Annotated in this window: 12 protein-coding genes; 10 read left to right on the top strand and 2 right to left on the bottom strand. The window is 49.2% G+C overall.

The genetic code is table 11. From position 1 onward, the window contains the following. Window positions 1–21: 21 nt before the first annotated feature. Window positions 22–945: a glycosyltransferase family 2 protein gene (locus MED297_RS21100; RefSeq protein ID WP_008043191.1), complete on the bottom strand. Its 924-nt coding sequence runs from the start codon at window positions 943–945 to the stop codon at window positions 22–24. Between the two features lie 140 nt (window positions 946–1,085). On the opposite strand from MED297_RS21100, the gene MED297_RS05930 reads away from it, so the two are divergent. From MED297_RS05930 to MED297_RS05950, 5 genes are all read left to right on the top strand, one after another. Then, complete coding sequence (locus MED297_RS05930; protein WP_008043193.1) at window positions 1,086–2,450, top strand: phosphohexomutase domain-containing protein; 1,365 nt, start codon at window positions 1,086–1,088, stop codon at window positions 2,448–2,450. Between the two features lie 357 nt (window positions 2,451–2,807). Then, window positions 2,808–3,038, top strand: a complete 231-nt coding sequence (locus MED297_RS05935; RefSeq protein ID WP_040556693.1) for an EF-hand domain-containing protein — start codon at window positions 2,808–2,810, stop codon at window positions 3,036–3,038. Window positions 3,039–3,268: 230 nt separating this feature from the next. Beyond that, window positions 3,269–4,705: a sensor histidine kinase gene (locus tag MED297_RS05940; protein ID WP_040556694.1), complete on the top strand. Its 1,437-nt coding sequence runs from the start codon at window positions 3,269–3,271 to the stop codon at window positions 4,703–4,705. Further along, the gene (locus tag MED297_RS05945; protein WP_008043202.1) at window positions 4,702–5,277 is read left to right on the top strand and encodes a hypothetical protein; all 576 of its coding nucleotides are present in this window, start codon (window positions 4,702–4,704) and stop codon (window positions 5,275–5,277) included. Before MED297_RS05940 ends, MED297_RS05945 begins: the two co-directional genes overlap by 4 nt. After that, on the top strand, window positions 5,274–6,641 hold the full coding sequence (locus MED297_RS05950) for a sigma 54-interacting transcriptional regulator (protein WP_008043203.1): 1,368 nt from the start codon (window positions 5,274–5,276) through the stop codon (window positions 6,639–6,641). Before MED297_RS05945 ends, MED297_RS05950 begins: the two co-directional genes overlap by 4 nt. A 21-nt stretch (window positions 6,642–6,662) precedes the next feature. Here the strand turns inward: MED297_RS05950 and MED297_RS21105 are convergent, their stop codons facing one another. Next, the gene (locus MED297_RS21105; protein WP_008043204.1) at window positions 6,663–7,157 is read right to left on the bottom strand and encodes a hypothetical protein; all 495 of its coding nucleotides are present in this window, start codon (window positions 7,155–7,157) and stop codon (window positions 6,663–6,665) included. Between the two features lie 197 nt (window positions 7,158–7,354). Between MED297_RS21105 and MED297_RS05960 the strand changes: the two genes are divergently transcribed. The 5 genes from MED297_RS05960 to MED297_RS05980 all read left to right on the top strand — a co-directional run. Then, on the top strand, window positions 7,355–7,582 hold the full coding sequence (locus MED297_RS05960) for a hypothetical protein (RefSeq protein WP_008043205.1): 228 nt from the start codon (window positions 7,355–7,357) through the stop codon (window positions 7,580–7,582). Further along, on the top strand, window positions 7,579–8,328 hold the full coding sequence (locus MED297_RS05965) for a pseudouridine synthase (RefSeq protein WP_008043206.1): 750 nt from the start codon (window positions 7,579–7,581) through the stop codon (window positions 8,326–8,328). Before MED297_RS05960 ends, MED297_RS05965 begins: the two co-directional genes overlap by 4 nt. Window positions 8,329–8,908: 580 nt before the next feature. Next, the gene (locus MED297_RS05970) at window positions 8,909–9,904 is read left to right on the top strand and encodes an ABC transporter substrate-binding protein (protein WP_008043208.1); all 996 of its coding nucleotides are present in this window, start codon (window positions 8,909–8,911) and stop codon (window positions 9,902–9,904) included. Between the two features lie 137 nt (window positions 9,905–10,041). Next, window positions 10,042–10,929 carry an ABC transporter permease gene (locus MED297_RS05975; RefSeq protein ID WP_008043209.1) on the top strand — a complete coding sequence of 296 codons (888 nt, stop codon included), beginning with the start codon at window positions 10,042–10,044 and terminating at the stop codon, window positions 10,927–10,929. Further along, window positions 10,922–11,642 (top strand): quaternary amine ABC transporter ATP-binding protein (locus MED297_RS05980; RefSeq protein ID WP_008043210.1); only part of this gene is annotated, 721 nt, incomplete at its 3' end. The genes MED297_RS05975 and MED297_RS05980, both read left to right, overlap by 8 nt.

Here is an 11,642-nt window from a genome sequence, read left to right on the forward strand (position 1 = left end):
CTTGATGAATGGATCATAATTTCAGGTCTTCGAATTGAACAGTATACTAGCCCAAAGTGTGATTGACTTCAAAACATTAACCCGTTTTGGTCTGTATTGAAGCAAAAAAAGTGCCCGACGAAGTAAGCCCTTTGAGCAGGCATCATTAAAGCTATCCAGCATTGCCTTGGACGGGTGCTGTTGCGGGAGGATAGTACGAAAAGCTCGCGCTTGAGCGAATATTTTTTGACTTGCGTCTCGTTTTTCACGAACAGTTCGCTTCCGCAATGCTCCGATCTGATTGGCATCGTGTTGGCGATAAAGCAGTGTTGGTTCGAAAATGATACTGATGGAGCCAAATGCATTGGCATGTAGAGCGCACCACCAATCATGCATGACTATATCCGGGTGTAATGATATCCGCTCTATGAGTGCTCGGTTTATGGCCATGCTAGCGCCCTGAACGGTATTCCTGAATATCAATGTACTCAGCTGCCGGGCATGACTAGGGTTTATTTTTTGCTGTTGCCAGAATGAGGTGTCCGTGTTGGTATCCAGGCTGTTCCAAAGCCATGCGTCTGAGAAGATGAGGTGTGGTTTTGATGAACACTGCATTTGCTTTGCAAACAGCTGGCGTTTTCCGGGTAGCCAGACATCATCTTGGTCGGCTATAAACGTGTATTCAGCCTTTGTATGCTGAATGCCGGAAAAAAAGTTTTGGATTACACCTTTTCCAGGACCTTGATAGACCAAAAGTTCAACGTTTTCTTTTAAGTAGGTTTGCTGAAATTCTTGCAAAATACGCAGGGTGTCGTCGGTTGAGCCGTCGTCTGAGACAATTATTCGGTCTCCCGGTTCGAGTTGTTCAGCAATACTGGTTAATTGAGGGTGTAGATAAGACCCGCCATTATAGGTCAGAATAAGGACATCGATTGGCGGTGCCTGTGGCTGTGGGGACGCCTGCATATTTGGGACGTTTTTGATTGATAATGATGCAGCGCAAGCTAATGGGTGACGGCCCGAATTGCAAACTGTAATTTCACATTAAACACGGTATTATCCGGCTACTCTGTAAACTGAACTCATTTTAAGAATAAGGAACCAAAATGGAACTGACCTGTTTCAAGGCTTATGACATTCGTGGTGAACTGGGAACGGAGCTCAACACGGACATTGCCTACCGTATCGGTCGGGCCTTTGCCACCTTTCTGAAGCCCAAAAAAGTGGTTGTTGGCTGGGATGTTCGCGAGACATCACCAGAACTCAAAGATGCATTTGCTCAGGGCGTACTCGATTTTGGCGCGGACGTCATCGATTTGGGTCTTTGTGGCACGGAAGAAGTCTATTTTGGAACCAAGTTTCTCAATGCCGACGGCGGCTGCATGGTGACGGCCAGCCATAACCCGATTAACTACAACGGCATGAAGATGGTGCGTGATGAGGCCAAACCGATTTCTCGTGATACCGGGCTGGCAGATATCCGTAAGATGGCGGAAACCGAGACCTACAGCGAAAAGGCTGCTACACCGGGCACCTTGACTCAACTCGACAATCGCGCTGCCTATGTTGAGCACTTGATGGGCTATATCGAGTTTGAAACGCTTAAGCCTATGAAAATTGTTGTGAATGCCGGTAATGGCGCGGCAGGCCCGTCGCTGGACGCCATCGAGGCGGCCTTGAAAGAGAAGGGCGCGCCGATCGAATTTATCAAGATTAACCACGAGCCGGACGGTACCTTCCCGAATGGTATTCCTAATCCACTACTGCACGAACAGCAGCCGGTGACCGGTAAAGCGGTAAAAGAGTACGGTGCCGATTTGGGGGTGGCATGGGATGGCGATTTCGACCGTTGTTTCTTGTGGGATGAAGACGCTAACTTCATTGAAGGTTATTACATTGTCGGCCTGCTGGCTGAGGCCTTCCTGGTGAAACAGCCGGGTGCCAAAATTGTTTATGACCCGCGACTGACCTGGAATACTCAGGAAATTGTCGAGGCGAACGGTGGTGAAGCGATCCAATCGGTTTCTGGGCATGCTTTCATCAAAGAGAAAATGCGAGCGGAAGACGCCGTCTACGGCGGCGAAATGTCGGCTCACCACTACTTTAAAGATTTTGCCTACGCCGATTCCGGCATGATTCCCTGGTTGTTGGTCGTCGACCTGCTAAGCCGTAAGCAGACCACTCTGAAAACACTGGTTGAGCAGCGCATGGCTATGTACCCGAGTCCAGGGGAGATCAATAGCAAAGTGGCCGATGCCGATGAAGCCATGGCTCGGGTTTACGATGCTTACAAGGGTGATGCCATTGCGGAAGATCGTGTTGATGGTCTGTCATTGGAATTTGCTGACTGGCGCTTCAATCTGCGTAAGTCGAACACCGAACCGGTCATCCGCCTGAATGTGGAAACGCGTGGGGATAAAGACCTGATGGACGAAAAAACGCAGGATCTGTTGGCGTTAATTCGGCAATAAATACATCCAGGACTCAATCTCTATGGTTGAGTTGCTGTCGACATTGTAAGGCGACCTGTCGGGTCGCCTTTTTTGTGCCTAAAAAGCGGTGCCGATCATTTTATTTGATCTTCAGAGTATGGCCAGAAGATGGCTGTCGCGCATTGGCAACACCGTAACCCATTGATTTTATTGGTAAATCTATATTTTTTACGAATCCTGTCGCCTGTTGGCGACGATGAAGGCGTTCTATTGGGGCTGTAAACGGGTTTTATCGATGTAACTTATTGAAAAATAAAGAGATTTAGGTTTTGGCCTGTTTATCGCTATAAGCTCCATGTCGAAACAGACGCAATTCACTACTTAATGGAGAACACCATGAAAAAGACACTGTTGACTGCCGCGATTATGACAACCGCAACATTGGCCATTGCCGAAGATGCCCTTGAGTTCTCAGCGGTCGATGCCGACTCAAATGGTCTGATTTCTATGGAAGAAGCGGCCGTGAATGAAGCATTGCTGGATTCGTTTTCAGCGTTGGATTTGGATGTCGATGGCAACCTGACTGAAGACGAGTTCGCGGCATTCACCGTCGCATCTGCCGAATAAATATTGTACTTAGCGTAATTAGTTCACTCTCTGGTCAGAGTTGGTGATTCAAACCCTGACTTTAGAAGTGTCCATTAAAAAGTTATACACGTTGCCCGGTGTTACCATCCCCCTCCCTTGGCTTTCGGGCAACGTTTTTTGATTCCGCATCACAGTTTAGCCGTCGCTGTCTGGCGGGCGCTCATTGCTTTATAGACAATGGCGACCCCTATGTCGGACCAAGCCTGTTCATGTTTATACATCTTCGAAAAGCGTCATTAAAAAGCCATCTTGTGTTGGGGTTTTTCGTCTCGTTAATCCCACTGACCTTGTTGGTCTGGCAAAGTGCCCGGTTGCAATCTCAGTTGTCCGAATCGTGGATTCGCTTTAGTGATGACTCAATGCTTTTTGTACAGTCGGCCGTCGGCATGGACGGGGTTTTAACCGATATTGAACGATCCGTAAAACAATACGAAGTGCTGCAAGGGGCAGCCATGGCCAGGTTGGCCCAACAGCAAATTGATCGATACCTTGGCCTGGTTGATTCAGTTTGTTTGTCCGCGCTGAATGCAGCCGCCGATCTTTGTCATGGCCAATCTTCCGATGTTTTGGCGTTGGCTGAGGCATTTCAATCCTCAGGGGCAGACGAGAACGATCGGTTGTTGAAAAAAATCAATGAACGTCAAGACCGGCTCATGGAATTTCTTTGGCAGGAAGTCGGTGAGCGGAAGGCGCGCCAGATCGAACAGGGTGAACAGAAACAGCGACTGTTGAATGCTTGGACCGTTGCCCTGGCGGTTGTCACGCTGTTGCTGGTTTTGCTGGCAAGTCGAAACGTTTCACGCCCTGTTAAGTTGTTAGAAAACCGGATACATCACATTGGGCAAAAGTATTCGACTGAGGCCACTCCAGCTTCTGAGTTTTCCGGTCCTCGTGAGTTTCTCACTATTAATCAGAGGCTGGATTGGCTAAGCAATCGCTTGAATCAGCTTGAGGACCTTCGGCAATCTTTTCTGCGTCATGCCTCTCATGAGTTGAAGACACCTCTGTCCAGTATCATTGAAAGCAGCGCCCTCTTGAAAGAGGGCATACTGGGTCAGTTGAGCCCTGCACAGGATGAAGTCGTTGATATTTTAGTCGACAGCGGACATCGCCTGAGTCATCTAACAGAACGACTGCTGGATTATAACTACCTTGTACAGGTTCAAAAACTTCAGTTGAAGCAGTTTAACGTGTCGGAGTTATTGACGTCACTGCTCGAACAGTATCAGCCCCTCTTTGATAAACGTCACCAAGAGGTAAAATTTGAGTGTGAGCTTACAGAATTGAGAACCGACGAAGCGCTCTTCAGTCGCCTTGCTGATAATCTGATGAGTAATGCGCAAGCCTACGGTCATAGTAATGGTCAGGTTTTGATTCAGCTTATTCAAGTTGGTCGATATTGGCAGCTAACCGTTGCCAATACGGGACCATCGATAACCGAAGAGCAGATTCAGTACTTATTTGAACCCTTTTATCGCACGGAGCACCCTCGCTATGGGTCTCTTAAGGGATCTGGGTTGGGGCTGTCGATTGTTAGGGATTGCGTCAGTCTACTGGGTGGGCAAGTACAGTTTACCGATCTGCCGGGTTATGACTTTTCGATTTCTGTCACAGTGCCAATTGATGACACGCTAAGGGATACATGAAAAAAGACTGTTTATTATCCGTTGCTTTGGTTTTGGCAGGGTGTGCCAGTTTGCCGATGTCGGATACTGCCTCCGAACCTAAATCGTTCATACAAAACACGATCATTGTCGAGCCGGTAAGGTTGGCGACATCGGATTCTTGCCCGTCCGCTGAGTTGGATGTTAGCGATCGGCTTTGTAACTTGTGGCAATGGCAAACCTACTTACAGAATCTATATGACGAGCCAATAACTGACGCTCGAACAGCGACAACAGAAAGCGAGGTCAGTCTTCAGTTGCAACAGTCGCTACAAAAATTGCACCCGGAACAGCCGGCTAATGTACAGCGGGTTGGACTTGAGGAACTGAATGGAGTTGTGAAGCACCTGGAGGCACCGGTCGCCGATTGGTTTCTTCTGATTATGGGCCAAGCACAGCAACGAGTTGACCTGATGAATCAACTTTCCAGTCTACGTGAAACGATTATTACCCAAGAGCAGAGCCTGGAAAACCTCCGTGCTGAACTCAGTACGGCCGAGCAGAAGTTGGACGCGTTAACAGAAATTGAACAGCAGTTAGGTGATGCTCCGTGAGCGCTATCGATACGGCAAGCCCAGTTCCTAAGCCACAAGATCCGGTTTTGGTTATCGACGATGACAGTCAGCTCTTAAAGCTTGTAGAAATTCGACTGAACAGCGAAGGCTATGCGGTTGTGACGGCCGACAGTGCAGCTCAAGCGAAAAAGAAACTTGCCTCGCAACGTGTTTCGATGGTGCTGTCTGATTTGAGAATGCCGGGTGAAGATGGGTTGATGCTGCTGGATTTTATTAATGCAGAGTTCCCAACGATTCCAGTGATTATTATGACGGCTCATGGCACCATTCACGATGCCGTTGAAGCCACTGAAAATGGCGCACTTGGCTTTTTAACGAAACCAATCGATCATCAACAGTTGCGATCAACCTTGACTAATGCTTGTGCGCAAATCAGCAATGCGACTGGCGGGGATTGGCAGTCTGATATCGTGTATCAAAGCCAGAAAATGCATCAGCTCATGGAGCAGGTTGGGCAAGTTGCGCCTCGTGATATCAGTTTGATGATTACCGGTGCCAGCGGCACGGGTAAAGAGCTGATGGCGCAGGCGATACATAAGGCCAGTTGTCGCGCCAATAAACCTTTCATTGCTGTGAACTGCGGAGCCTTGCCAGAACATCTGCTTGAATCTGAGTTGTTTGGCCACAAAAAGGGCGCGTTTACCGGGGCCGTCAGTGATCATCAAGGCCTGTTTCAGGCGGCCGACGGAGGTACATTGTTTCTTGACGAAATCGGCGACATGCCTCTGGCGTTACAGGTGAAACTACTGCGAGTGTTGCAGGAGAAATCCATTCGACCGGTTGGCAGTACTAAGACCATCGATGTGGACGTAAGGGTTGTCTCAGCGACGCATCGAAACCTGAAAGAAGCTATGTCGGAAGGGCAGTTTCGCGAAGATCTGTTTTACCGATTGTGTGTGGTCAATGTTCAAATCCCGAGTCTTTCGGAACGGCCTGAAGACATCCCTGTATTAACGCGTGTATTGCTGCACCGCATTGCTCAAAAGCAGGGGGTTAAGATCACGCGTTTTGCGGACGATGCGATGCTTAAGCTCTGCCAAAGTAATTGGCCGGGTAATGTACGGCAGCTGATCAATGTAATTGAGCAATGTGTGGCCATGTCGCAATCGCCCGTCATCAGCCGAGCACTGGTGAATCAGGCACTGTTGGACTCACACAATTACTTCCCTACCTTAGCGGAGGCTCGTGATGCTTATGAGCGGTCGTATTTGATCAGAGTGTTGACGATGACCGATGGCGTCGCCTCTCGAGCGGCGGAACTGGCGGGTCGGAACCGTACTGAATTTTATAAACTGCTCAAAAAACATGAGTTGGATGTAAACAGTTTTAAACCTCAACACTGAGCGGCCGCGCAGTAAACCGCTTCAGATTTGTTCGTCTTCTCCAGTTCTGGCGTAAAGGAAAATCATAGCTTTAACAGCGTCTTCGCAGTTGGCCGCACTCAGACCTTCGGTATCCATAATCCAACGGCGTTGGTCATCGAGATCCATGTTGTCGATGTTGTCATAGCAGTCGTATTCGGAAATGACATCGTAATCGCACTCTTTGTTGTAGGCTTCGAACATCAAATCCAGGCAGTATTGTGCAAGGACCGGGTCCTGACAGAACAGTTCACCGTCTTCAAAGTCCTGATCCCATTCCTTGAGAATGTCCAGCACAGACTCACCTTTGTCTAAGAGGTCCTGTAACGGAGGGGCGTCGGGGTTATATTGGCCCATTTCAAAGTCGATTAACCAATCATCTTCTGGTTTCACGAGGACCGACTTGTATTGACCGTCGGGCAAGGACCAGGCGATGGCATAAGGATAGCCGGTCTCAACATCGGTGACTTCAAATGCAATAAAAGTTGGGATTTTCATGGATGTTCGTTTAAAAGAGATTTCAGCCAATTGTCTCATTTTTGCCAGGGCTCAGGAAGACGATTGATTAAAGTGGACTTGCATGGCTAAAGCTTCCTGATATCCGAAGTCCGAAAAGGCCTCTCATCTGCGGTATGGCTTCACCCTGACCAATGGTAAACTGGTTCTATTCAAGTAAACAGGAGCCGAATAGAGCCATGACAGATCAAGATGAACGTATCCCCCGCGATTTCTCAGCCAGAGACCCTGAAGAACAGGCCGCCTTTCTCGAAAATACCTGGTGTAACCATTGTCAGGAGATTGACCTGGGCATGACGGACCCTGAGGAGTATGAGCTTTCAGGTCGGGTGTTTGTCGAAGGTAAGTGTGCTAAATGCGGACAGCCTACGATTACTGAAATTGCCGATGATGAAGACGACGAATGACCGGTCTGAACATTGTTTATGAAGATGACGTTCTGCTGGTCGTCGATAAGCCATCGGGGCTGTTAATGCATCCGTCCTGGTTGGACCGCCGAGAGACAGATACCCTGGCCGGACGGGCCAAAGCTTATTTGGCACAACAATCTGAAGGCGCCAAAGTTCATACTGTACACCGGTTGGATCGTCCAACGTCGGGGTTGGTGGTTATGTGTAAAGATGACCATGCCGCCAAAGCACTGGTTGAACAGTTTCAAGAAAAAACAGTAAATAAGCGGTACTGGGCCATTTGCCGCGGGTTTGCCCCGGTTGCTGAAACGTTGGACTACCCGTTGATTGAAGAACACGACCGGATTGCGGATAAATTTGCCGACAGCGATAAACCGGCGCAAGAAGCCATCACCGAGTTTCGACGATTAGGGATTACAGAGCTGGCGATACCTGTCAGCCGTTACCCCAAAATGCGTTTGTCCTGGATGGAATGCGTTCCTGTTACCGGTCGCAAACACCAGATTCGCCGTCATTTGAAGCACCTGCGTTATCCGATCCTGGGGGATACCCGTCACGGGTGTCGTCATTTGAATCGGGCAGTTGAAGGTTCGTTTGGCGAACTGTTCATGGGGCTCAGAGCGGTTGAGATGTCTTTTCAGCACCCCGTCACCAACGAGCTGATGACTTTTAATGTGGGGGCCGATAACGTCTGGTCTTGCTGGTTGGATCGTTTGGGTTGGAGTTTTCCCGGCTCGCCATAACCCGCGATGAGGTTGATAACGTTTGCGTTTCTCCTTTTGATTTTTTCTTTCATTGTTTTGTATAGAAAACTTAGACAGATGTGGTCTGTTTTCAAACTTTTGCGGCTATTGTCGTGAACGCGATGACCGCAACCGGGTGGGCTGTTAAGCACAAATTCTTCTCATTTTTACGACATTCGCGCTCATTCCCGGTATTTGAGATACGTCCCTGGCTTTGCTAAGGTTGTCGGGATTGGATAAACAACAGGACAATCGTCACCTCCTCGAATTGAGGCTTAATCCCTGCGGATGGAGTTTCGAATCATTCCGGCGACGCGCTTGAAATGACGAACACCTACGAGGCGATATTCTCTCGTTTTAGAACGAAACCTCACGCTGATTCAGTCGATACCCATCGGGTTCGGCTTCAACATCATCAGCGTTACCTGAACCGGCTTTTCGCCGGCTCAGGGGTTTGTGCATCAGATGTAAAAACCCTTAAAACTGCTTCGTCATTTACTGCAAATGTTCTGCGGTTGCACCTTTGCAACTGTATGGTTTATTCAGCCAATGGACGATTATTATAATTATTGGAGTAACTATGAATAAGCTTAAGTTAGCTTTGCTAGCAGGGGCCACCTCACTGGCGTCTGTTTCTGCACTGGCGGACGAATGTGGTTCCGTCACCATTGCCGACATGAACTGGAGCTCGGCCACTCTTATTGCTCACATCGATCAGCTGATTCTTGAAGAAGGCTTTGGCTGTGATGCCGAACTGGTGCCTGGAGACACCATGCCGACAGGTACATCGATGATTGAAAAGGGTGAACCGGACATTGCACCGGAGCTGTGGAGTAACTCCATGAAGGCCGCGTTGGATCGGGGTGTTGAAGAAGGCCGTCTGCGCTACGCCGGTCGATCACTGAGCGACGGCGGCGAAGAGGGTTTCTGGGTACCTCAGTATCTGGTCGACGATAACCCTGAGCTGGCTACCATCGAAGGTGTATTGGCGCATCCTGAGTTGTTCCCACACCCGGAAGATGATGATGCCGCTATGTTTATGGGCTGCCCAGCCGGTTGGAACTGCCAGATTTCTTCTCAGAATCTGTTCCGTGCGCTGGGTATGGAAGACGCCGGTTTTGAACTGGTCGATCCAGGTTCCGGTGCCGGTCTGTCCGGTTCTATTGCGAAGGCTTACGAACGCGGCGAAGGCTGGTTTGGTTATTACTGGGCACCAACGTCTGTGCTTGGTAAGTACAAAATGGTCAAAGTCGACTTTGGCAGTGGCGTTGATCTTGAGCATTTCAAGAGCTGTACAACACAAGCCGACTGTGCCAATCCGAAACCGACCATGTACCCACCATCGGCGGTTCACACCATTACTACCGAGAGCTTTGCTTCTGAACAGCCCGAAGCGTATGAGTACATCAGTACTCGCTCGTTCCCGAATGCTCAGATGAATGAACTGCTGGCGTGGATGGAAGACAACCAGGCTGATGGTGAGTTTGGTGCTTATTACTTCCTGGAAAACTACGAGTCCGTCTGGAGCGAGTGGGTCAGCGAAGACGTCGCCGATAATATCCGTGGTGCTCTTTAACCACGGTTAGGTTTCCGGCTTTACCGACCGAGGTAAGGCCGGAGCATTCGCACTAATGCCCTCCCTATCAATATGTTTGCATATCCGGCCTGGGGAGGGTGTTCAGATTATCTGTAACTTTATAAGAAGTTAATGCTATGTCTTGGTTGACAGAATTTCCTCAATTGAGTCGTCGCGATCTGCTGACGATTCGAAAAACGCTGGATGAAGCGTACCGCGAGTTTTCAAGAAACTACGGTGAAGCCATCGAAAACTTTTTTGACCCGTTGCTGTCGTTTTTGGTTTGGTTTGAAGACCTGCTGATTGCAACGCCCTGGTGGTTGATGATTGGCATCATCCTGGGGATTACCTATTTTGCAGCCCGTTCCATTAAGTTGACGATTGGTGTGGGTATTTCTCTGTTACTGATCGGTATCTTCGGGATGTGGGAAGATACAATGCAAACCCTGAGCATCATTACGGTCTGTACATTGCTGTCCATTGTTCTCGGCGTGCCAATCGGGATCGCCATGGCCAAGTCGAACCGTATCCAATCCGTCATCACGCCCATTCTTGATGTCATGCAGACCATGCCGGCCTTTGTCTATTTGATCCCTGTTGTCATGTTGCTGGGTATCGGCAAAATTCCAGGCCTGATCGCCGTGGTGATTTATGCCATCCCGCCGGTCATTCGTTTGACCAATCTAGGGATTCGTCTGGTTGATAAAGAAGTGCTGGAAGCCGCTGATGCCTATGGAGTGACGCCTTGGCAACGTCTGTGGAATGTGCAACTGCCTTTGGCCATGCCAAACATTATGGCCGGCATTAACCAGACTATTATGATGGCGCTGGCCATGGTGGTTATCGCGTCCATGATTGGCGTAAAAGGTCTCGGTCAGCCGGTTCTGCAATCCATTACGAACCAGTATTTCACGCAGGGCGTGTTGAACGGCGCGGCCATTGTTGTGTTGGCGATCATTTTCGACCGCGTATCGCAGTCTTACGCGAAACGGTCACAGCGGCATATGGGAGGTCAAAATGACTGAATCGTTGATTCGTATTGAAGGCCTCTACAAGCTGTTCGGCAACAACCCTAAAAAACACATGCCTTTGGTGGCTCAGGGGTTGAGCAAAGACGAAATTCTGGCAAAAACCGGCCACACGCTGGGTTTGAAAGACATCAATCTCGATATCAAAAAGGGTGAAATCTTCGTCATTATGGGTCTTTCCGGGTCCGGAAAATCGACGTTGATCCGCCACTTTAACCGGTTGATTGACCCGACTGAAGGGAAGGTCATCGTTGAAGATCAGGACATTATGACGCTGGATACCAAAGCTCTGCGCGAGTTCCGGCAGAAGAAAATGTCGATGGTGTTCCAACGCTTCGGTCTGATGCCACATAACACGGTCATTGATAATGTCGCCTTCGGATTGAAAGCGCAGGGCGTCGCTAAAGACGAGCGGCTGGAAAAAGCACGTCAGTGGTTAAGTGACGTTGGTTTGGGTGGATACGAGGAGCAATATCCGTCTCAGTTGTCCGGTGGGCAGCAGCAACGGGTGGGTTTAGCTCGCGCTCTGTGTACTGATGCCGAAATTCTGTTGATGGATGAGGCGTTTTCCGCATTGGATCCACTCATTCGTTCAGAAATGCAGGATCAGTTGATTGCCTTGCAGGATAAGCTGCATAAAACCATCGTGTTTATTACGCACGATCTGGACGAAGCGCTGCGCATTGGCGATCGGATTGCCATTCTTCGGG

The sequence above is a fragment of the Reinekea blandensis MED297 genome, from assembly GCF_000153185.1.
Lineage (GTDB): Bacteria > Pseudomonadota > Gammaproteobacteria > Pseudomonadales > Natronospirillaceae > Reinekea > Reinekea blandensis.

Coding starts and splice junctions, on each gene's coding strand:
- MED297_RS21100 (WP_008043191.1), bottom strand. CDS start 945: ATGCAGGCGTCCCCACAGCCACAGGCACCGCCAATCGATGTCCTTATT.
- MED297_RS05930 (WP_008043193.1), top strand. CDS start 1,086: ATGGAACTGACCTGTTTCAAGGCTTATGACATTCGTGGTGAACTGGGA.
- MED297_RS05935 (WP_040556693.1), top strand. CDS start 2,808: ATGAAAAAGACACTGTTGACTGCCGCGATTATGACAACCGCAACATTG.
- MED297_RS05940 (WP_040556694.1), top strand. CDS start 3,269: ATGTTTATACATCTTCGAAAAGCGTCATTAAAAAGCCATCTTGTGTTG.
- MED297_RS05945 (WP_008043202.1), top strand. CDS start 4,702: ATGAAAAAAGACTGTTTATTATCCGTTGCTTTGGTTTTGGCAGGGTGT.
- MED297_RS21105 (WP_008043204.1), bottom strand. CDS start 7,157: ATGAAAATCCCAACTTTTATTGCATTTGAAGTCACCGATGTTGAGACC.
- MED297_RS05960 (WP_008043205.1), top strand. CDS start 7,355: ATGACAGATCAAGATGAACGTATCCCCCGCGATTTCTCAGCCAGAGAC.
- MED297_RS05965 (WP_008043206.1), top strand. CDS start 7,579: ATGACCGGTCTGAACATTGTTTATGAAGATGACGTTCTGCTGGTCGTC.
- MED297_RS05970 (WP_008043208.1), top strand. CDS start 8,909: ATGAATAAGCTTAAGTTAGCTTTGCTAGCAGGGGCCACCTCACTGGCG.
- MED297_RS05975 (WP_008043209.1), top strand. CDS start 10,042: ATGTCTTGGTTGACAGAATTTCCTCAATTGAGTCGTCGCGATCTGCTG.